This is a genomic window from Desulfobacterales bacterium (assembly GCA_034520365.1).
Taxonomy (GTDB): Bacteria; Desulfobacterota; Desulfobacteria; order Desulfobacterales; family Desulfosalsimonadaceae; genus M55B175.
In genome coordinates, this window is sequence record JAXHNP010000001.1 from 30,412 (window position 1) to 51,076 (window position 20,665).

General features: G+C 55.2%; 18 protein-coding genes and 1 riboswitch. Of the genes, 8 read left to right on the forward strand and 10 right to left on the reverse strand.

The features are described from left to right. Positions 1-2: 2 nt before the first annotated feature. From U5L07_00130 to U5L07_00160, 7 genes are all read right to left on the reverse strand, one after another. Positions 3-1,193 (reverse strand): phosphoglycerate kinase, encoded by a 1,191-nt coding sequence (locus tag U5L07_00130; GenBank protein ID MDZ7830136.1) that lies wholly within the window; start codon positions 1,191-1,193, stop codon positions 3-5. Between the two features lie 14 nt (positions 1,194-1,207). Continuing rightward, a complete protein-coding gene (locus tag U5L07_00135) occupies positions 1,208-1,483 on the reverse strand; it encodes a hypothetical protein (GenBank protein MDZ7830137.1) in 276 nt (91 codons plus the stop codon). After that, a complete protein-coding gene (radC, locus tag U5L07_00140) occupies positions 1,476-2,207 on the reverse strand; it encodes a DNA repair protein RadC (GenBank protein MDZ7830138.1) in 732 nt (243 codons plus the stop codon). Before radC ends, U5L07_00135 begins: the two co-directional genes overlap by 8 nt. Before the next feature lie 72 nt (positions 2,208-2,279). Next, entirely contained in the window at positions 2,280-3,305 is a 1,026-nt protein-coding gene (locus U5L07_00145) for an NAD(P)H-dependent glycerol-3-phosphate dehydrogenase (GenBank protein ID MDZ7830139.1), read from the reverse strand. A gap of 3 nt (positions 3,306-3,308) precedes the next feature. Then, on the reverse strand, positions 3,309-5,741 hold the full coding sequence (gene gyrA, locus U5L07_00150) for a DNA gyrase subunit A (protein ID MDZ7830140.1): 2,433 nt from the start codon (positions 5,739-5,741) through the stop codon (positions 3,309-3,311). 42 nt (positions 5,742-5,783) lie between these two features. Further along, on the reverse strand, positions 5,784-5,957 hold the full coding sequence (locus U5L07_00155; protein MDZ7830141.1) for a hypothetical protein: 174 nt from the start codon (positions 5,955-5,957) through the stop codon (positions 5,784-5,786). 26 nt (positions 5,958-5,983) lie between these two features. Then, entirely contained in the window at positions 5,984-7,270 is a 1,287-nt protein-coding gene (locus tag U5L07_00160) for an acetyl-CoA C-acetyltransferase (protein ID MDZ7830142.1), read from the reverse strand. A gap of 183 nt (positions 7,271-7,453) precedes the next feature. Between U5L07_00160 and U5L07_00165 the strand changes: the two genes are divergently transcribed. The 4 genes from U5L07_00165 to U5L07_00180 all read left to right on the forward strand — a co-directional run bounded on the left by U5L07_00165 (position 7,454) and on the right by U5L07_00180 (position 11,334). After that, the gene (locus tag U5L07_00165; protein MDZ7830143.1) at positions 7,454-8,248 is read left to right on the forward strand and encodes an NRDE family protein; all 795 of its coding nucleotides are present in this window, start codon (positions 7,454-7,456) and stop codon (positions 8,246-8,248) included. Positions 8,249-8,594: 346 nt separating this feature from the next. Continuing rightward, on the forward strand, positions 8,595-10,295 hold the full coding sequence (locus U5L07_00170) for an AMP-binding protein (protein ID MDZ7830144.1): 1,701 nt from the start codon (positions 8,595-8,597) through the stop codon (positions 10,293-10,295). Positions 10,296-10,330: 35 nt separating this feature from the next. Further along, positions 10,331-10,828, forward strand: coding sequence for a signal peptidase I (gene lepB / locus U5L07_00175; protein ID MDZ7830145.1), 498 nt, complete (start codon positions 10,331-10,333; stop codon positions 10,826-10,828). Further along, positions 10,822-11,334, forward strand: coding sequence for a hypothetical protein (locus U5L07_00180; GenBank protein MDZ7830146.1), 513 nt, complete (start codon positions 10,822-10,824; stop codon positions 11,332-11,334). The genes lepB and U5L07_00180 overlap by 7 nt, the downstream gene beginning before the upstream one ends. Before the next feature lie 37 nt (positions 11,335-11,371). Here U5L07_00180 and cobU read toward each other — a convergent pair whose 3' ends face one another. Both cobU and U5L07_00190 read right to left on the reverse strand, forming a co-directional pair. Further along, complete coding sequence (gene cobU / locus U5L07_00185; protein ID MDZ7830147.1) at positions 11,372-11,896, reverse strand: bifunctional adenosylcobinamide kinase/adenosylcobinamide-phosphate guanylyltransferase; 525 nt, start codon at positions 11,894-11,896, stop codon at positions 11,372-11,374. A 180-nt stretch (positions 11,897-12,076) separates the two neighbouring features. Beyond that, a complete protein-coding gene (locus tag U5L07_00190; GenBank protein ID MDZ7830148.1) occupies positions 12,077-12,595 on the reverse strand; it encodes a cob(I)yrinic acid a,c-diamide adenosyltransferase in 519 nt (172 codons plus the stop codon). A 212-nt stretch (positions 12,596-12,807) separates the two neighbouring features. Between U5L07_00190 and U5L07_00195 the strand changes: the two genes are divergently transcribed. The 4 genes from U5L07_00195 to U5L07_00210 all read left to right on the forward strand — a co-directional run bounded on the left by U5L07_00195 (position 12,808) and on the right by U5L07_00210 (position 18,958). Further along, positions 12,808-13,878: a 4Fe-4S dicluster domain-containing protein gene (locus tag U5L07_00195; GenBank protein ID MDZ7830149.1), complete on the forward strand. Its 1,071-nt coding sequence runs from the start codon at positions 12,808-12,810 to the stop codon at positions 13,876-13,878. 27 nt (positions 13,879-13,905) lie between these two features. After that, positions 13,906-16,140 carry a molybdopterin-dependent oxidoreductase gene (locus tag U5L07_00200; protein MDZ7830150.1) on the forward strand — a complete coding sequence of 745 codons (2,235 nt, stop codon included), beginning with the start codon at positions 13,906-13,908 and terminating at the stop codon, positions 16,138-16,140. An 89-nt stretch (positions 16,141-16,229) separates the two neighbouring features. After that, the gene (locus tag U5L07_00205) at positions 16,230-18,233 is read left to right on the forward strand and encodes an FAD-dependent oxidoreductase (GenBank protein ID MDZ7830151.1); all 2,004 of its coding nucleotides are present in this window, start codon (positions 16,230-16,232) and stop codon (positions 18,231-18,233) included. Positions 18,234-18,385: 152 nt separating this feature from the next. After that, positions 18,386-18,958, forward strand: coding sequence for a hypothetical protein (locus U5L07_00210; protein MDZ7830152.1), 573 nt, complete (start codon positions 18,386-18,388; stop codon positions 18,956-18,958). An 11-nt stretch (positions 18,959-18,969) separates the two neighbouring features. On the opposite strand, the gene U5L07_00215 is transcribed toward U5L07_00210, so the two are convergent. After that, the gene (locus tag U5L07_00215; GenBank protein MDZ7830153.1) at positions 18,970-20,445 is read right to left on the reverse strand and encodes a sodium:proton antiporter; all 1,476 of its coding nucleotides are present in this window, start codon (positions 20,443-20,445) and stop codon (positions 18,970-18,972) included. A gap of 111 nt (positions 20,446-20,556) precedes the next feature. Then, a riboswitch (Fluoride riboswitch) is annotated at positions 20,557-20,633 on the reverse strand. Between the last annotated feature and the right edge of the window lie 32 nt (positions 20,634-20,665).

Consider the following 20,665-nt stretch of genomic DNA (forward strand, 5'->3'; position numbering starts at 1 on the left):
CTTTATCCGGACACCGGATTTTCCAGCGCCGCCACACCCGGCAGGGGTTTTCCTTCCATCAGCTGCAGGAAAGCCCCGCCGCCGGTGGAGATATAGGTAAACCGGTCGCTCTGGCCGGTGGAATGAATGGCCACATCCGTATCCCCGCCGCCCACAATGGTCAGCGCATAGGAATTTGCGACATGGTGCACCATGGAAACGGTGCCGCGGCTGAATGCATCGATTTCAAATATCCCCATGGGCCCGTTCCAGATAACGGTGCGCGCGTCATAGAGGACCTCCTCGAACAGCCGGGAAGTGGCCGGACCGATATCCAAAGCCATCCAGTCATCCGGAATTTCCTGGATGGGCACGATTTTAAATTCCGCCCGCTCATCGATTTCCGGGGCGACCACTGCATCCACCGGCAGATAGAACTTAATGCCCTGCTCAATGGCGGTTCTCATGATCCGGCCGGACTCCTCCACCAGATCGTCCTCGACCCTGGATTTGCCGACACTGTAGCCCTTGCTCTTTAGAAAGGTATTGGCCATGGCGCCGCCGATGATAAACTTGTTGACCCGGCCCAGCATGTTCTTCAGGGCCCGGATCTTGCTTGATACCTTGGCGCCGCCGATGATGGCCACCAGGGGCCGGCGCGGATTCTCCATAGCCTCGCGGAAATATTTGAGCTCATTTAACAGGAGAAAGCCGGCCGCTTTTTCCTCTACATACCGGGTAATGGCCGATACCGAGGCATGCTCGCGATGGCAGACCGCAAAAGCGTCATTTACATAGACATCGCAAAGAGATGCGAGTTCCCTGGCGAACTCATCGTCATTATCCTGCTCGCCCTTATGAAACCGGAGGTTTTCAAGCAAAAGGACCTCCCCGGGCTTTAACTCATCAGCCATCTGCCGGACCTCCGACCCCACGCAGTCAGGAGCCAGCTTGACATCCAGTTTGAGATAGCGGCCCAGCCGCTTGGCCACGGGCGCCAGGCTGTATTTGGGGTCCACCTTGCCCTTGGGGCGGTCCATGTGGGCGCATATAATCAGAATGCCGTCATGGTCCAGCACATACCTTAAGGTTGGCAGCACTTCACGAATCCGGGTATCATCGGTGATGTTCTGAAAATCATCCATGGGGACATTCACATCCACCCGTACCAATACCTTCTTGCCTGAAACCTCAATGTCCTTTACGGAACGCATCCTACCCCCTCCCTTTACTTGCGTTTTTTCTGTTTGCTTTTCTGGTGCAGGGCTTTTCTTTTGGACCATCGTTCAAGAAAACCAATGGTTCGGGACTCATAGGCCCGGTCCACCCTTTCCGATTCAACTGCCGCCCCGGCCGGTTTTTCCATGGCCGCCTGAAGGCATTCGGTTTTAAATACACAGGCCATGCATAGGCGCGGAGAGTGGCGCAAGCCGTCCGCGCCTTTTGGAAACACGTTCTCAAGGTTTCCAAAACAATCCGGCCGATTTTCTTCCCTGTTACTCATTAATGCCCGTCCATTTGGCATTCTCTTTTTGAAATTCCCGGCACATCTGCTGGATATGCCCGGTGTCCGCAAAACTGAAATACGTGTAATCGCCGATCACCAGATGCTCATGGACCGTAATCCCCATTGTCAGGCACGCAAAAATAAGCTGCCGGGTCACCGAAAAATCGGCCGGCGAGGGTTTCGGATCACCGGAAGGATGGTTATGGGCAAATATTACGGCCGCCGCCTGATGCGCCAGCGCGCTTTTAACCACTTCGCGGGGATAAACCGAACTCGCCGTTAGTGTGCCCTCAAACAGCGCCTCAGAGCCCAGCACCCGGTTTTTGGCATCCAGGTACAGCACCCTGAAACATTCCCGGTCCTTTGCGCCCATGTTGTGGTATAAGTAATCAAAAAGCGCCTGGGAATTGGTCAGCGGATCCTCCCGGATCACCTTTTTTTCCAGATACCGATCCCATACCGCCTTGACCAGCTTGATACCGAAAGCATTTTTGGGGCCGATCCCCGGGACTTCACGCAGTTGTGCGTCACTGGCTTCAAAAACCCCCTGCAGGGTTTTAAACTTTTTAAGGGCGGCCTTGGCCATGTCCTTGCAGTCTTTCCGGGGTGTGCCAAGGGTCAGCAGGAGTTCAATCACTTCATAATCATGAAACCCGTCCAGTCCGGCGGTTAAGAACCGCTCCCGCAGCCGCTGTCGATGCCCCTCGCCTTTGTGTGCCAAAACCGCTATCTAAATTTAATTTAAACAGTCAAAAATCAGATGCCAGTCCAAATTCAAAGGAACTTCCGGTTCCTATCGGACATCCAGCATTTCATCCTTCAAATCACGGGTCATTAACTGGTAGAGGCCGTCTGCAGGGGAGAGGTGCTCATACAGGACGGCGTAAACGGAATGGGAAATCGGCATATCCACCCCGAGCTTGCGGGACAGGTTATATACCGATTTGGAGGTTTTCACGCCTTCGGCCACCATATTCATTTCAGCCAGGATTTCATCCAGGGATTTGCCCTCCCCGATTTTCTGCCCCACCGTGTGGTTGCGGCTCAGGCTGCCGGTGCAGGTGAGCAGAAGGTCCCCGATGCCGGCAAGCCCGGCAAATGTATGGGGATTGGCGCCGAGCTTGATTCCCAGCCGCCGGATTTCGGCAAGCCCCCGGGTGATTAGGGCCGCGCGGGTATTCAGGCCAAGGCCCAGGCCGTCCACAATTCCGGATGCAATGGCGATCACATTCTTCACCGCACCGCCTAACTCCACGCCGATCAGGTCATCATTGGTATAGACCCGGAAATACGGAGTGGAAAAAAGATTCTGAATATAGGCGGCAGCCGAGTGCTCCACTGAGGCCGCCGTCACCACTGTAGGCATTTTTTGGGCCACTTCGGCGGCAAAACTCGGCCCGGAAAGGACGGATATGCGGGGGGCCAATGCCTCAGGGAGGGTCTCTTTCAAGACCCCGCTCATGGTCAGATGCGTTTTGTTTTCGATGCCTTTGGAGGCGGTGACGACATAGGCGGCCGGATCGATATGGGCGGCCGCCTGGCCTGAGACCTCGCGCATCAAATGGGAGGGCACCACAAATACAATGACTTGTTTGCCGGAAACCACGGCCGCCAGATCATTTGACGGGGTAATGGCCTCAGGCAGCGAAATACCGGGCAAAAACATCTGATTTTCCCGGCTCTTTTCGATGCTTTGCTTAACCGCCGGCTCATAGGCCCACAAATTCACCGGATACCCTTTGCCCCCCAGCAGATGGGCAAGCGCGGTGCCCCAGCTGCCTGCCCCTACAACTCCGATTCGCGTGGTTTCCGCATCCATTATTTACTCTTCTTCGTCTTCGCTTTCAGCCAGCCGCGCCGCGCCGACCAGCCGCTCGTTGGGCTCCATGCCCATCAGTTTCACGCCCTGAGTGTTCCGGCTGATCACGGATATCCCCTTGATCGGCATGCGGATGATCTTTCCGATATCGGTCATGAGCATCACCTCATCCTCATCACCTACCACCAGGATGGTGACCACTTTGCCGTTACGCTCATTGGTCTTGATGGTGATCACCCCTTTACCGCCCCGGCGCTGGACCGGATATTCATCCAGCAGGGTACGTTTGCCGTACCCGTTTTCTGTTGCTGTAAAAAGCGTCTGGCCATGGGTCAGCACCTCCATGCCGACCAATTGATCGCCTTCCACCAGGCTCATGCCCCTAACGCCCCGGGCTATCCGGCCCGTGGGCCGTACATCCGACTCATGGAAGCGAATGGACTTTCCGAAAAGCGAGCACAGAAAAACATTTCGGGTGCCGTCGGTCATGCGGATGGCGATCAGCTCATCGCCCGCTGCCAAATTGATGGCAAGTTTGCCGCCGGATCGCGGGCGGGAGAATTCCATGATATCGGTCTTTTTAATCATGCCCTGCCGGGTGGCCATCATCACATGATAGCCGGGCTCATATTCGGGCACGGCCAGCACAGTGGTCAGTTTTTCGTCCGGCTTGAAGTTCAGGAGGTTGACCACCGCCTTGCCCCGGCTGGTGCGGCCGCTCTGAGGGATATCATAGACCTTGCACCAGTAGACCCGGCCCTGATTGGTGAAAAACATAAAAGTATGGTGCGTGGAGGCCACGAACAGGTGGGCGACAAAATCCTCATCCTTTACCCCCATGCCGGTCTTGCCTTTTCCGCCTCTGCGCTGCTGGCGGTACAGGGTAATCGGATTTCGTTTGATGTAGCCGCTGTTGGTGATGGTGACCACCATGTCCTCTTCGGCGATCATGTCCTCAAGCGTAATCTCCCGGGTTTCGGAAACGATTTTGGTGCGGCGCTCATCTCCGAAGGCATCCTGGATTTCGGTTAACTCATCTTTAATCAGGTTTAGGATAATGCGCTCACTGGAGAGGATTTCCTTGAAACGGGCGATGTCTTTTAATACATCCGCGTGCTCCTGCTTGATCTTGTCGCGCTCAAGGCCGGTCAGCCGCTGCAGGCGCATATCCAGTATGGCCTGGGCCTGGACATCGGTCAGTTCAAAGCGCGTCATCAACTGGGTTTTAGCTTCACCCGGCGAGGCCGACTTCCGGATCAGGGAGACCACCTCATCCAGGTTGTCAAGGGCGATGATCAGACCCTCCAGCACATGGGCCCGGGCCTCTGCCTTGGCCAGGTCATGGCGGGTGCGGCGGATTATGATTTCCTTTCGGTGCACAATGAAATACTCGAGGATCTCTTTCAGGTTGAGCATTTCCGGCCGCTTGTTCACCACCGCCAGCAGGATGATGCCGAAATTGCTCTCCAGCGGGGTATGCTTATAGAGCTGGTTTAGCACCACTTCCGCGATCTGCTCGCGCTTTAGCCCCACCGCCACCCGGATGCCGTCCTTGTCGGATTCATCCCGGACGTATCGGATCCCTTCCAGGTGCTTGTTCTTGACCAGGTCGGCGATTTTTTCAATCAGACTGGCCTTGTTTACCTGATAGGGAATTTCCCGGATGACAAGGGTTTCGGCCTTGGTCTTTTTATCCGTTTCAATCTCGATGCGCCCGCGTATCCGTATTTTGCCCCGGCCCGTGGTATAGGCGTTATAAATCCCCTGCGTGCCGTAAATGATCCCGCCGGTGGGAAAATCCGGCCCGGGGAGATATTGGATCAGCTCCTCGCAGGTCAGCTCGGGCGAATCGATCAGGGCCTTGATGGCCTCGGAGAGCTCATTTAAGTTATGGGGCGGGATATTGGTAGCCATGCCCACCGCGATGCCCGAGGAGCCGTTTAAAAGGAGCGAGGGGATTTTTGCCGGCAGGACCTGGGGCTCTTCCAGGGTTTCATCGTAGTTTAACTGGTGATCGACCGTCTCCTTGTCAATATCCTCCAGCATCTGATGGGCCAGGCGCATCATCCGGACTTCGGTGTAGCGCATGGCCGCCGGGGGGTCGCCGTCAATCGAGCCGAAATTGCCCTGGCCGTCCACCATGGGGTAGCGCAGGGTGAAACTCTGCGCCATCCGGACCAGCGCATCATAGACCGCGGAATCGCCGTGCGGATGATATTTACCGATGACATCACCGACGATACGCGCCGACTTTTTATAGGGCTTGTTCCAGTCGTTTTTCAATTCGCGCATGGCGAACAGAATTCGCCGATGCACGGGTTTTAAACCGTCCCGTACGTCCGGAAGCGCTCGGCCGATGATGACACTCATGGCGTAGTCCAGATAGGACTGCTTCATCTCCCGTTCGAGACTGATTTCGGGCAGGTTGGAATCCATTGGGTATCCGTTCTCAGATGTTTAATTGCTTAAAAAATATATTCAGCCGATCTTGACTCCGTCCCGGAAGGCGAATCCCAGGGCGGCAAACCCCAGGATGATTTCGAAGACGAACATGGCCGGAAAGCTCTCCCAAAGGGCATACACGATGCCGCCGCCCACGATCGCGGGGATGCCGAACACAACGAGTGTGCCGAGTATTCTGCTGACTCTCATGGATTGGTCTCCTTATCGAAAAATGTTTAGGCCTCAACCATCATGGCCATGCCCATACCGCCGCCGATGCACATGGAGATCAGGCCGGAGGCCAGCTGGTTTCGCTTCATATGATACAGACAGGTCACGGTCTGCCGGGCGCCCGTGCAGCCGATGGGGTGTCCCAGGGAAATCCCGGAGCCCACCGGATTGGGCTGTTCATAGGGAAGCTCCAGCTCCCGCATGCAGGCGATGGCCTGGGCGGCAAAGGCTTCATTTAGCTCGATGGCGCCGATATCTTTAAGATTTGCGCCGGTCTTCTTCAACACCTTGCGGATGGCCGGGATCGGCCCAAGCCCCATATATGCCGGATCCACGCCCCCGCCGGCAAATGCCCTGATTTTGGCCATGGGTGTCAACCCCAGCTCCTTGGCCTTCTCTGCGCTCATCAGCACCACCGCGGCGCCTCCGTCATTGATGCCCGAGGCGTTTCCGGCCGTCACGCTGCCGTCTTTCTTGAAAACCGGTTTGAGATTTTCCATCTTTTCCATGTCGGTTTCCATGGGGCGCTCGTCCGTATCCACCACCACATCCCCTTTTCGGGTCTTAATGGTTACCGGCACGATCTCTTCATTAAAATGGCCCGACTGAATGGCTTCCCGGGCCCGGTTGTGACTCAGCACGGATAGCTCATCCTGCTCTTTTCGGGGGATGCCGTATTTTTCAATAATATTCTCCGCGGTCAGGCCCATGTGATAGCCGTAAAAAATCTCATACAGACCGTCATAGACCATGAGGTCGGTGACCTCGCCCTTGCCGGTCACTTCCATGCGATGGCCCCAGCGGGCCTTGGGAAGCGCCATGGGCGCGGTGCTCATGCTTTCCTGGCCGCCGGCCACGATCACGTCGGCCTCGCCCAGCATGATGGACTGGGCGGCCAAAGTAATGGCTTTAAGCCCGGAGGAACAGACCTTGTTAATCGTAAAGCCCGGGGTCTCCTTGGGCATTCCCGCCCGGATCATGGCCTGCCGGCCCGGATTCTGGCCTTGGCCGCCAGTTAACACGTTGCCCATGATCACCTCATCCACCACCACCGGAGTGGCGCTGCTGTCCCACTGATCCGCCTGGGTTTCAAGCTCGATCGGCCCCTGATCCTTTAGTTTATCCGGAGCGGCCGCTTTCATGGCATCGCTTACCACCGGACGGAGGCCCGCCCGCTTCACGGCTTCACGGATAACAAGGGAGCCTAACTCCACCGCGGTTATATCTTTTAATGAGCCCCCAAAAGCGCCGACCGGGGTTCTGGCACCGCTTACGATCACCACCTCTTGCATATCTATTCCCTCCTTGGTATAAAAATTTCAATGGCTGTGCAAACAGCAGTTGCGCAACCAACCCGCTGTTTAGACAAAACCGCCTGAAAACATATTTTTCACCGATCCGGTAGACTGCTTCGCCCGGATCCCATAAAATTAATTTTTTTATCAAACCCGTTTTCAAAAGACAAGAATAAACCCATGTGCCTGATTGCTATCGCCATTGCCCGCCATCCGGACTATCCGCTGATTATCGCCGCCAACCGGGACGAATTCTACAGCCGTCCCACCGCCCCCCTGGATTATTGGGAAGACAAGCCGCATATTCTGGCCGGCCGGGATCTACAAAGCCTGGGCACCTGGCTGGGCATCACCACATCCGGAAGGATCGGCGCCATCACCAACTACCGCCACCCGGATGCCCTGCACCGGAAAAGCAAGGGGCCTTCCCGGGGGGATTTGGTCCGGGAATATTTAGCGGGCTCAGATCCGCCGCAGAGCTATATTGAAGCCATCCGGCCGTCAAAAGACCAATATAGCGGCTTTAACCTGATTGTGGGCGAGACGACCGATCTGTGGTGGTATTCCAATGTATCCGATGAGATCAGAAAATTAACGCCCGGCATTCACGGCATCAGCAACCACCTCTTAAACACCCCCTGGCCCAAGGTGGAAAAAATCAAATCCGCGCTGGCCGGTATCATCGCCGAAAACCGGCCCATAGACCCGGAGCGCCTTTTCAAATTGCTCTCTGATCAGGAACAGCCGCCGGACCGCGAGCTTCCGGATACCGGCATCGGCCTGGAATGGGAACGGATCCTCTCGCCTGTTTTCATTACCAGCGAAATTTACGGCACCCGGTCCTCTTCGGTGATTTTTATTGACCGCTCCGGCCATGCCACTTTTTATGAAAGACGCTTTACCCCCCAAGGCGGCGCCATTGTGACCGAAGAAACCCGGCGGTTTGCATTTAATATCGAAAATCCGGAAAAATAAGTTAACGGACAGACAGTCGGCACGGTGGCCGACTCTACGACGCATGTCGCCGTAGGGCAGGTCACCGCGCCTGCCTGAAAAACGACAGAACAGATTTATCATATTTAGGCCTGAAAAACCCTTTGATTTTTTATCATTTTTCGATTATTTATATATTGAAAATTCGGTAATTTCATTCCTGTTTCTATAGCCCAACCCGCCTGCCGGATTTCATGCACGGATGCTTGAAATTGACACTGTATACGCTGAAACGCCCTGGCTTTGCTTATTGTCCGTATAAAAAACTGCGGATTGATAAAATATACCTAATACCCAACACCTAACCCCAAATTAAAGGAGTCGTGCCATGACAGAGCCTCAGTTTTGGAAAAAATCCTGGGACCCCGGCCTCAATGATCTGGATCATAGTTCCTGGGAAATTTCTTACGTGGATGCCATCCGCCCGACGCTTGAAAAATATGCGGATACACCCGCCATGAGCTTCATGGAAATTGAAATCTCTTTTCGGGATCTGGACCGCTACTCCAACCGCTTTGCCCATATGCTGATGGCAAACGGGCTGAAAAAAGGGGACGTGGTCGGCATCAACCTGCCCAACATTCCGGAGTACGTGATCGCCTGGCTTGGCACTTTAAAAGCCGGCTGTGCGGTCTCCGGGGTCTCTCCCCTGCTCTCGGCCGATGAACTCAAACACCAGCTCTCAGACGCCAAAGCCAAAGCCCTGGTGACCCTGGATGCCATTTTCGCCGCCCGGGTAACGCAAGTCGCTTCGGACCTGCCATCGCTTCAGGTCATCGCTGTTACCAGCGTGGGCGGGTTTCTGCCCTTTTACAAGCGATTTCTGGGCCAGCTACTGGGGAAAATCCCCAAGGGGAAAATCTCGCCGATTGACACCAAAACCATCCTGCCTTTTAAATCGATTTTAACAAGCAGGGAATATTCGGAAAAAGACCCGAATGTCTCCGTCACCCCGAATGACATCGCCTACATCCAGTACACCGGCGGCACCACCGGCCCGCCCAAAGGGGCGATGCTAAGCCATAGAAATGTGATGGCCGATGTGCTCATCATCCAGACCTGGCTGAAGTGGGAGGAGGGTCAGGGGCTTGCCCTGTCCGGCTTTCCGTTCTTTCATATCGCCGGCCTGTTTTTTAACATCAACTGCGTCTATCTGGGCTGGACCCAGGTGCTGATACCAGACCCGAGAAACACCGACCATATCTGCAAGCAGATTGAAAAATATCGGCCCACGGCCCTGGCCAACGTCCCATCGCTCTACTACCTGTTGATTCAAAACCCCAAATTCAAAGAGCTTGATCATTCAAATCTCGAGGCCGCTGTCTCAGCCGCCGCTCCGTTTCCCGAAGAATCCCAGCGGCAACTCGAAAAAATCATCGGCGAGGGAAAACTGGTTGAAGCTTATGGCATGACGGAAACCTCGCCGCTGTCTATCGTTAATCCCTACAAGGGCAAAAAAAAGCTCGGCCACATCGGACTGCCGCTTTTGAATACGGATGTCAAGCTCGTGGATCCGGCCAGCGGCGAGCCGATGGAAATCGGCCAGCCCGGGGAGATCTGCGTCAAAGGCCCGCAGGTGATGGTGGGCTACCTGAACAATCCGGAGGAGACCGAAAAGGCCATTGATGCGGATGGCTACATGCACACCGGCGACGTGGGTATATTTGACGAAGAGGGGTATGTGCGCATTGTGGACCGGACCAAGGACATGATCAATGTCAGCGGGTTCAAGGTTTTCTCCAAAAAAGTGGAGGAAATCATGGCCGCCCATCCCGCCATTGACATGATCGCCACCATCGGGGTTCTCAATCCGGAAAACCCGGGCTCTGAGATCGTCAAGGCCTATGTGACGCTATCCCCGGATTATTCAGATGACGGCGACCCGGAAAAATTAAAAACCGATATCATCAATTTTGCCAAGGAGAAGCTGGCGCCATACGAGGTCCCGAAAACAATTGAAATCCGGGACGAACTGCCGCTGACCGCGGTGGGCAAAATCGACAAGAAAGAGCTTCGCAAAGAAAAATAGGTATCACTGACCTAAATTGAGCATACTGACTGACCATGTTGATTGATCAACTCCGCGCCTTTTTCCTGCCAAACTTTAACAAAAGATTTGTCATTCGGGCGGCCCTGGTGGCCGCCCTCGCGTTTGTTGTGTTTCACTTTTTCCTGATCCCGTTCCGGATTCACGGCCACAGCATGGCGCCGACCTATTCCGATGGCCGGATGAACTTCTGCAACACGCTCAGGTATGCCTTTTCATCCCCGGACCGATACGACATCGTGGCCGTCCGGATGGCCGGCCGATCCGTGATGCTGTTAAAACGGGTGGTTGCTGTTGCCGGCGAGACCGTAGCGTTTGAAAGCGGCGAACTGCATATTAATGGCCGCAAACTCGAGGAACCCTATATTAACTATACTTATGACTGGACGCTTTCGCCGCGGCAGGTCAAGCCGGATCACCTCTATGTGGTCGGCGACAACCGGCGCGTGCCCATGGAACAGCACCATTTCGGCCAGACCCCTAATAACCGTATCGTCGGAGCCCCCCTATGGTAAGCCCCAGAACCTTGATCATTATCGCCGTCTGCCTGGCCGCAGGCCTGATGGGATTCTTCTTTTTTTATCAAACCGATGCGGAAAAAATCCGCAGCCGGCTGGATGAACTCGCGGAGCGGGTCTCAAAGGATGAATCGGAAAACAAGCTTATGGCGGCGGGCCATGCCAAAAACATTGCCGAGATTTTCACGGACCCGTGTGTGCTGGAAATTCCGCAGACGCCCTACAGAGACGTTTCCGGAGAGTTCTCCAGGCAGGATATCCGGGCCTATGCCATGTCCGGCCGCGCCCGCTATGAGCGCATCAAGTTGGACATCTACGATATATCAATCGATTTTCCGGATGAAAACACCGCCAGCGTCCGCCTCACCGCCCGAATCAATGCCGGCGCACAAGACAGCAAGCGCCAGTTTGATGAATTCCATGAACTGGCGTGCAAATTTAAAAAAATCGAGGGCGACTGGTTAATTAACCGGGTGGCAGCGGTGGAAGTGCTTGAAAGATAGCCCTTTGCGCGCTCTGCGGCTTGGCGGGATAAAAATATTAACCCTTTATCCTAACCGGAATCCCGGCCACCATCCATATCACCTGATTTGCACATTCGGCCACGCGCTGGTTGGCAAAGCCGGTCAAATCCCGAAACCGTCTCGCCAGTTGATTTTCCGGCACAATGCCCCCGCCCACTTCATTGGAAACCACAAACACCGGGCACTGAACATTATCCAGGGCCCTCTTCAGGGTCTCAACTTTTTCAAACACCGCCTCATCTGACAAATCTTCCATTATCAAGTTGTTCATCCACAATGTCAGGCAGTCCACCACCATCACATCTGCTGTTCTGCCTTGTTTTTCAATGGTCTCCGGCAGCTCAAGCGGCGCATCCACCGTGCGCCAGTTTTCCCCGCGCTCCGCCTGATGCCGTCTGACCCGATCGTTCATCTCATCATCATAGGGCACACAGGTGGCAATAAAGCAGTTTTCCGCCCCGAGCCGCTTTTGCGCCAGGGTCAGGGCATGGCTGCTTTTCCCGCTCCGGCACCCGCCTAAAACAAATGTCACTTCCCGCATTATTTTATTTCCATTCTCAACCATCTTAAAACTTAGTAAATCCGGTTTGAAAATATTCATTTTTGTTCAAGTTCAAGGAAGGCGAAAATTTTAACCGGAGCAATACTTGAAGTATTGTGAGGATTAAAATTTGAGCCTGACGCAGAAATTGGACAAAAGGGGACGTTTTTAAACCGGATTTTAGCTTTCGATGCCGACCCGTGCCAACACCCCGTCCTCATAATAATGCTTGATGGGCCTCATCTCGGTAATCAGATCCGCCCGGGCCATGACCGCCTCTGACACGCCGCGGCCGGTGATCACCAGTTCCAGGGCTTCCGGTTTTATATCAATAATATCCAGCACATCCCGGGCCTCAATCAGCTTGAAATGCTCCGCCACCCCGGCTTCATCCATGATGACGATGTCATAATCGCCGGATTCCACGACCGCGCGGACGGCCGCCAAACAGCGCTCTGCCGCCTCGATATCCGCGGGCTCCGGATTTCCCCGGATGTATCTGCCCGTACCGAACTGTTCAATGGTGATATAATCCGCATACCGCTTCAGCGAATCCAGTTCACTGTAGCAGCCCTGCTTGATAAACTGCGCGATATAGACCTTTAAGCCGGCGCCCGCGGCCCGCAGCGCAAGCCCCAGCGCGGCCGTTGTCTTACCCTTGCCGTCTCCCGTGTATACCTGAATATAGCCTTTTTCCATGGTTTGCCCCTTTTCGGATATTTTTAAACCTGCTATCATTAATTAATATGATTCTGAAATTCATATTTGAAAAACCCCCAGGTTTTCAATAAAAAAACGGATGCGCAAGAGTGTTTCAGGCTGAAACAATTTTTCCATACTGCATACAAGCAGCCCAATAATGGCTGGCCTGCATGCCAAAAAACCCATTTCTGACCCGAAAGGAACGGTTTATGACAGAAAGTATTTATCAAGACCTCCAGCAGCGGCTGGACAAGTATTCACTGGGATTTCCGGCAACAAAATCCGGCGTGGAAATAAAAATCCTAAAGGAGCTCTTCTCAAAAGATGACGCGGAGATGTTTCTGGCGTTAAGCCCGATGCTTGAGCCGCCAGAATCCGTTGCCGAGCGGATCGGCCAGCCGGTTGACACCGTGCGGGAAAAACTCGAAGACATGGCCCGGCGCAAGCTCCTGTTCCGCCTCCGGAAAGGGGATTCCGTCAAATACGGGGCTGTCCCGTTTGTCCACGGCCTGTTTGAATTTCATACCACGGATATGACAAAAACCCTGGCTGAATTAATGGAGCAATATTATCAGGAAGGATTCAAGCAAACCATGGTTGAAAATGCCGAGAACTTTCTCCGCACCATCCCGATCCAGAAATCCATTGATGTGACTCAGCATGTGGCCGCCTATGACGATGCCTGCGAGATATTGAAAAACACCAGGAAAATCGTGGTCACCGAATGTACCTGCAGAAAACAGAAACAGCTGCTCGGTAAAGCCTGCGACAACCCCCTGGAGGTCTGCTTCATGTTCGGCTCCATGGGCCAGTATTACATTGACAATCACATGGGCCGCGAAATCACGTCGGATGAGGCCATCGAAATCCTTAAAAAAGCCCACGAGGCAGGCCTGGTCACCCAGCCCGCCACCGCCCAGAACCCGGGCGGCATGTGCAACTGCTGCGGATGCTGCTGCGGGGTATTGGCCTCCTTGAATGAACACCCCCGGCCGGCGGAGATGGTGTTTTCAAACTACTTCGCCCAAGTGGATCAGGATGCCTGCACCGGGTGCGAGACCTGCTTGGACCGCTGCCAGATGGGGGCCATCACCCTAACCGCCGATGAAGTGGCGGAAGTCAACCGGGACCGGTGCATCGGCTGCGGCCTGTGCGTGACCACCTGCCCCTCGGAGGCCATGCAGCTTGTGCCCAAGGAGACGGATAAGCAGCGCACCCCGCCCAAAACCGGCATGGATCAGATGATGACCATGGCCCAAAAACGGGGCATCCAGTTTTAAGACCCAATTAACCGAAAGTTTCATCCCATGAGCAAATGGCATAAAACCGCATGCGTGCTGTGCGCCCAGAATTGCGGCCTGGAAGTTTTGGTGGAAGACGGCCGGTTGGTCAAGGTCCGGCCGGACAAGGCCAACCCGCGAAGCAAAGGCTATGTATGCAGAAAGGGGCTTAATGTCCTTTATCACCAGTACCCCGGGGATCGGCTGACCGAACCCTTAAAACGCGTGGGCGATCGGTTTGAGCCCGTCTCCTGGGACCAGGCCATTGATGAGATCGCCGGGAAAACGCAGGAAGTGGTCCAGCAATACGGCCCGCGCGCTCTGGCCTACATGGGTGCCAGCTCCCAGGGCGGGCATTTTGAGGGCGCATTCGGACTTTCCATTCTGCGCGCCATGGGCTCCCAGAATTTCTATTCCTCTGCCGGCCAGGAATTTTCCGGCTCGTGGTGGGTGTTCGGCCGGATGCTGGGCAAGCAGTATAATGTGGCCATTCCGGACGAACATCAGGCCGAGATGCTTGTGGGCTGGGGATGGAACGGCATGGAGAGCCACCAGATGCCGCGGGCGCCCAAGGTGCTGAAGGACTTTTCAAAGGACCCGGATCGGCTCCTGGTGGTCATTGATCCCAGAGAGAGCGAAACCGCAGCGGTCGCCAACATGCATCTGCCCATCCGGCCGGGAACGGATGCCCTTTTAATCAAGGCCATGATCGCCGTTATTCTTGAAAACGGCTGGGAATCGACGGATTACCTATCGCAGTTTGTTGAGGGATGGGAAAGTATCCGGCCCTGGTTTGAGAAGTTTGATGCAAAATCGGCCATCAGGGTCTGCGAACTCGACTACGATCAGGTTGTTGAGCTCTGCCGCCTGATGACCACCCGGCGCTGGTGCATGCATCCGGATTTAGGGATCTACATGGGCCGGCACAGCACCTTAAACTCCTATCTGATGAACATTCTGGGCGTGGTGTGCGGTATTTTCGGGGTACGGGGCGGCAACATCATTCCGGGCATGGTGGTGCCCATGGGGTTTCATGCGGATGAGCGCGATCCAAAAACCTGGCGGACGATTGCCACAAACGTCCCGCCAGTGGCGGGCGGGGCGTTTCCGCCCGCGGTGATGCCCGAGGAGATCATGGCCGGGCATCCGGAACGGCTGCGCGCGGTGTTTGTAAGCGCGTGCAACCCGCTCAGATCCTATCCGGACACATCAGCCTATGAAGAGGCCTTCGCAAAACTTGATCTTTTGGTGACAAATGAGCTCGTAATGAGCGAAACCGCCCGCTTTGCGCACTATGTGCTCCCCTGCCGATCCTACTACGAATCCTGGGACGGCACCTTCTTTCCCTGGACTTACCCCGAGGTTTTCTTCCAGATGCGGCGGCCCGTTGTGGAACCGCCCGGTGACTGTCTGGAAGGAGCCCAGATTTTTACCCGCCTGGCAGACCGGCTGGGACTGATCCCTGAAATCCCCGAAAAACTCCATGAAGCGGCTGACGGCGACCGCCTGACATTCGGCGCCAAACTTATGGAATGGGCCCAAACCGAACCCCGGGCGCTTTCCGCCATGCCCTTTGTTTTGGCCCAAACCCTGGGCCGAAAATGGGACAGCGCCAACCTGGCGGCCCTATGGGGGATCCTCATGACCGCACCCAAATCATTTCGGAAAAACGCGGCGCGCGCCGGATTTGAAACCGGCATGGACCAGGGCGACCGGATCTTTCAGGCCATCCTGGATACGCCCCAGGGCCTGTGGGTGGGCCAGGCGGATGAAGAAAACCCCATGGACGGCATCAAGACGCCTTCCGGCAAAATCGAAGTCCATATCCCGGAACTGGAAAACGAGGTCAAGGCCCTTAATGCGCAGACCGAAGCCGAAGACTTAAAGATGCCGGATGAATTCCCCCTGATCTTAAATGCCGGGCGGCACATGCGAACCAATGCCAACACCCTGATGCGGAACCCGGACTGGAACAAGGAAAGGCGGGCCGGCACCATTGCCATGAGTCCGGCGGATGCAGAGAAAATGGGATTTTCGGACGGCCAGAAAGTGCGTGTGACCACCCGGGCGGGCAGCGAGACCGGGGAACTGGAGGTCAGCCGCCGGGTGCGGCCGGGAACAGTTCTCATCCCGCACGGGTTCGGGTTGATCTACGAGGGCCAAACCCATGGCCTGAATGTCAATTACCTGACCCAAAACATCCACCGAGACCCCATCGGCACGCCCATCCACCGGTTTGTGCCCTGCCGGGTGGAAGCATAAGAAGCCCATAAGAGTTTTTTCTTGACACTTGTTGCCCTATGGAGGATTTTTTCAAGTTTACAATCAATTCCAAATCAGAGGGGGATGCCATGCAAGACCCATTGTTTCAGCCGATCACCATCAACCGGCTGGATGTAAAAAACCGGATTTATCTGCCAGCCATGCATTTGAACATGGCGGAAAACTTTGAAATCACCGACCAGCTCGTGGCCTTCTACGAGCGCCGCGCTCGGGGCGGGGCGGGCATGATCACCGTGGGGTTCGCCACGGTGGATGAAATGTCGGGCAATTCGTTAAACATCGGGGCGCACAAGGACGACTTCATCCCCGGCTTAAAGCGCCTGGCCGCGGCCATCAATGATAACGGCGCCCGATCCTGCGTGCAGTTAAACCATTCGGGGCGCTACAATTTTTCCTTCTTTTTGGACGGCAAGCAGCCGGTGGCCCCCTCGCCCATTGCCTCGCGGCTGACCAAGGAGACCCCGCGCGAGCTCTCCATTGAGGAAATCAAAGGTATCATTGAAAGCTTTGCCCAGGCCGCCGGCCGGGTGAAGGCCGCGGGGTTTGACGCGGTGGAGGTCTTGAGCGGCACCGGATACCTGATCAGCGAATTTCTCTCGCCCCTGACCAACAAACGCGAGGATGAATACGGCGGCTCATTTGAAAACCGCATCCGGTTCGGCATTGAAATCATGCAGGCCATCAAAAAAACGGTGGGCGAAGACTATCCCCTTATTGTCCGGATGAACGGCAATGACTTTATGGCGGGCGGCCAGGGCCGCGACGAATTGCGGGAATATGCCAGGGCCCTGGTGTCAGAGGCCGGTGTTGACGCGCTCTGCATCAACGTGGGCTGGCATGAAGCCCGGGTGCCGCAGATTACAACATCCGTCCCCCGTGGGGCATTCGGCTATCTTTCGCGCGGCATCAAAGAGGTGGTGGATGTGCCGGTTATTGCCAGCCACCGGATCAACGACCCGGAGACCGCCCGGGAGATGATTGCGGACAGCATGTGTGACATGGTGGCCATGGGCAGAAGCCTGATCGCGGATCCGGATTTTCCGGAAAAATGCCGCACCGGCCGGGAAAAGGAAATCATCCACTGCGTGGCCTGCGCCCAGGGCTGTTTTGACAATCTGTTTAAATTAAAGCACGTGGAATGCCTCTGCAATCCGCTGGCGGGGCATGAGTGCGAGATCAGCTGTGAAACCGCCGAAAATCCCAAAAAAGTCATGGTCATCGGCGGCGGGGCGGCCGGCATGAATGCAGCCATTGCCGCATCCGACCGGGGCCATGACGTCAGCCTTTACGAGAAAGGCGATCACCTGGGCGGACAGCTCTATTTAGCGGCCGCGCCCCCGGGCCGCGAGGAGTTCGCCGAACTGGCCCGGGATCTGGAAAACCAGGTGGCCATCCGGAATATCCGGGTCTGCCTGAATACCGCCGTGGATGAGGCTTTGATTGATAAGGAAAAACCGGATCACATCATCCTGGCCACCGGGGCTGTGCCCATGGCGCCGCCGATCCCCGGCATTGAACTGCCCCATGTGGTCCAATCCTGGGATGTGCTGTTTGGAAAAGCCTATACCGGCAGAAATGTGGTGGTGGTCGGCGGCGGGGCGGTCGGCGTGGAAACCGCCCTCTTTCTGGCGGAAAAAGGCACCTTGAGTGCTGAGACGCTTAAGTTTCTGTTTGTGAATCAGGCGGAGGACCCGGATGTGCTCTATGAAATGGCCACCAAAGGAACCAAGCAGGTCACGGTGCTTGAGATGATGGAGAAAATCGGCAAGGATTTCGGCAAAACCACGCGATGGGGGATGCTCCAGGATGTTTCCCGCTATGGGATCCAGAGCCGGGTGGCGGCCAAGGCCCTTGAAATCACGGAGAAGGGCATCAAGATCGAGGCGGAAAACGGGGCTGAAGAAATCCCCGCCGATACCGTGGTGCTATCCGTGGGCGCGCGATCGGACAATGACCTTGAGCAGCTGATCGAATCCAGGGGCATTGCCTGCACCGTGGCCGGGGACGCCGGCAATGTGGGCATGGCCTTTGATGCGGTGCATCAGGGATTTCGGGCGGGAATAAACGTATAGGAGAGTTCTGAAGAACTATCCGTCGTACTCAGTTCCGCGTAAGCGGAACGGTGCTCGTACTCGTACTCGAACTTAAATCGATTACGAGTACGAGCACGAGTACGAATACGAATAATAATTAAAAGAGAAGAACAGGCATTTAAAGAGAATCAATGCTGGATGACTACCTGAAGCACAAGGCGGCGCGCGAATCGCTGGGCATACCGCCAAAGCCCTTAAATAAGGATCAGGTTGAAGCGCTGCCCGCCTCCGAATTCATACGGCAGACCCTGCCGCTTTTACTCAGCCGCTATACCATCAGCTTTCTGGCGGAAGGCGACTGCATTGCATATTTCCTGACCGACAACGCAACGGATGATGAAGTTTCGCAAAACCTCACCATTTCCCTGAATCGCTTTGCCCGGCGGATTGAAATCATCCGCTTTTACCCGGAGCTGAACAAACAGCCGAATACCAAATATTTCTCAGCCGCCTGCTTTTACCTGCTCGTCCATCATTTTGCCCGGTATTTCGACCTTTCCTGTGATCATAAAATATTTGTGCGCACCCAGCCGGAGATCTATACCCGCTTCTATAAATCCCTGGCGGATTTCAATTTTTACCCGAAATCCCAAATCGCCAACACCATTGACCTGCTCTCCGACTACACCCGAACGGACGTGGATATCTCGATGATCTCGGAAAAGGCAGCGGATCCGGATGAACTGCTATTTATGATCGCTTAAATTGAGCGTCTCTACCAGTCATAAAGAATTTCCCAGTGATCATTAAATGACTGATCATTTTTGCTGTAGCGCAGGGTATAGGTTTTTCCCCGGCCGGGTTGTAAATCTCCGTCTTCTTTCCAGTAGCGAATATATACGGCCGGGATAAGTTGCCCGGCAGAATTATCTCCGACCGATTCCGGGATCCAGTCCTCTTTTTCTTCGATTACCTTCCATACTGTATCGGTATCCTTGTTTCTCACCCGTTCTCCCACCCGGGGCAGGCCGAACTGTTCCCGAAGCTCCCGGAATCGATAGGAGGCGGTTTCGCTATGATCCAGGATCCGTTCTCCCATGGTCATGATCCCGAAGGCACCGATGGGGGCGGTAACAAGGATGGATAACACCGCCACCGCCAGGATGAGCTCGCCAGAGGCAACCCCGGCGGCCAGAGGGACCGCGCCGATAGCGGCCTGCACCGTGGCCTTGGGCACGTAGGACACGATGCAGAACAGCTTTTCCCTGAAGTTGAGCGGGGTTCCGATCAGGGAGAGATAGGTCCCTAAGCTTCTGAAAACAAGTCCGATGGCAATCACCGCAATTCCGGCAAGTCCAGCCTTCCAGGCCACGTGGATGTTGACCTGGGCCCCCACCAGCACAAACAGCAGAAGCTCGGCAAATACCCACAGTTTTTTTAATTTCTGGGAGATGAGATGCGCGATGGGTTCGGATTTTTCCAGGATGATAAAGCCGATGGCCATCACCCCCAGAAGGCTGGCTACCGGCACTATGCCTTCTGCGGCCGTTTCCAGCCAGGTAAGGAAAATAGCTACGCCCATGACCATCATAGTGCGCTTGGGCGGCCGCCAGTCGTATTTCTTAAATAACAGGTAAAGCAGGTAGCCCGGGATCATCCCCGCCAGTATGCCCAGGCTGATGGATATGGGAATTTCGGTGAGCTTCAGCCACAGATTGACCTCCTCGCCGCCGTGCATGCCCATCAGGATTGTAAAAATAACGATCACGAACACGTCGTCCACCGATGAGGCGCCTAAAATCAGGGTAGGGATGCCCTTTTTCGCTCCCCGGCCGCGGTCCATGAAATCGATCATCAACGGCACGACCACTGCCGGGGATACCGCAGCCAGGATGGCGCCCAGAAGGGCCGAATCCAGGAGGCTCATGTGTAAAAGCCGGGGAGCTGCCAGCATGATGCCGGCCATTTCAAATAAAGCCGGCACCGTGCTCATAATCAATGCCGCCCGGCCCACGCGGTTTAGGGTGTCCCGGTGGAGTTCAAAGCCCGCGCGGAGGAGGATAACGATAAGCGCTATTTTCCTGAAATCCCCGGATACGTCCATCATTTCAGGCCGCATCAGGCCCAGCACATAGGGGCCGGCAAGGATGCCTGCCAGAAGCATTCCGACCAGGCCGGGAACTTTGATTTTTCGGAACAGATAATCCGCCAACAGCCCCAGAATGATGATCACCGCAATGCTGAACGCCATGTTTGCCTCCTGTCTAAATATACCGCATTGCCCCGCCCGAAAATAAAAACCCCCGCCGGATATCCGGGCGGGGGCTGTTTATTATTTTACCTTGATGAAGCCTACCCGCCAATAGGGGTAGAAGTCATCATCTCTTTTCGCAATCAGCGGAAAAAGCGGTTCTGGCAGACTTCATTGCCGTGAAGATTGTTGTGTATGAAACGATCTCTTACCTTGAAGG

Coding starts and splice junctions, on each gene's coding strand:
- U5L07_00130 (MDZ7830136.1), bottom strand. CDS start 1,193: ATGCGTTCCGTAAAGGACATTGAGGTTTCAGGCAAGAAGGTATTGGTA.
- U5L07_00135 (MDZ7830137.1), bottom strand. CDS start 1,483: ATGAGTAACAGGGAAGAAAATCGGCCGGATTGTTTTGGAAACCTTGAG.
- U5L07_00145 (MDZ7830139.1), bottom strand. CDS start 3,305: ATGGATGCGGAAACCACGCGAATCGGAGTTGTAGGGGCAGGCAGCTGG.
- gyrA (MDZ7830140.1), bottom strand. CDS start 5,741: ATGGATTCCAACCTGCCCGAAATCAGTCTCGAACGGGAGATGAAGCAG.
- U5L07_00155 (MDZ7830141.1), bottom strand. CDS start 5,957: ATGAGAGTCAGCAGAATACTCGGCACACTCGTTGTGTTCGGCATCCCC.
- U5L07_00160 (MDZ7830142.1), bottom strand. CDS start 7,270: ATGCAAGAGGTGGTGATCGTAAGCGGTGCCAGAACCCCGGTCGGCGCT.
- U5L07_00165 (MDZ7830143.1), top strand. CDS start 7,454: ATGTGCCTGATTGCTATCGCCATTGCCCGCCATCCGGACTATCCGCTG.
- U5L07_00170 (MDZ7830144.1), top strand. CDS start 8,595: ATGACAGAGCCTCAGTTTTGGAAAAAATCCTGGGACCCCGGCCTCAAT.
- lepB (MDZ7830145.1), top strand. CDS start 10,331: ATGTTGATTGATCAACTCCGCGCCTTTTTCCTGCCAAACTTTAACAAA.
- U5L07_00180 (MDZ7830146.1), top strand. CDS start 10,822: ATGGTAAGCCCCAGAACCTTGATCATTATCGCCGTCTGCCTGGCCGCA.
- cobU (MDZ7830147.1), bottom strand. CDS start 11,896: ATGCGGGAAGTGACATTTGTTTTAGGCGGGTGCCGGAGCGGGAAAAGC.
- U5L07_00190 (MDZ7830148.1), bottom strand. CDS start 12,595: ATGGAAAAAGGCTATATTCAGGTATACACGGGAGACGGCAAGGGTAAG.
- U5L07_00195 (MDZ7830149.1), top strand. CDS start 12,808: ATGACAGAAAGTATTTATCAAGACCTCCAGCAGCGGCTGGACAAGTAT.
- U5L07_00200 (MDZ7830150.1), top strand. CDS start 13,906: ATGAGCAAATGGCATAAAACCGCATGCGTGCTGTGCGCCCAGAATTGC.
- U5L07_00205 (MDZ7830151.1), top strand. CDS start 16,230: ATGCAAGACCCATTGTTTCAGCCGATCACCATCAACCGGCTGGATGTA.
- U5L07_00210 (MDZ7830152.1), top strand. CDS start 18,386: ATGCTGGATGACTACCTGAAGCACAAGGCGGCGCGCGAATCGCTGGGC.
- U5L07_00215 (MDZ7830153.1), bottom strand. CDS start 20,445: ATGGCGTTCAGCATTGCGGTGATCATCATTCTGGGGCTGTTGGCGGAT.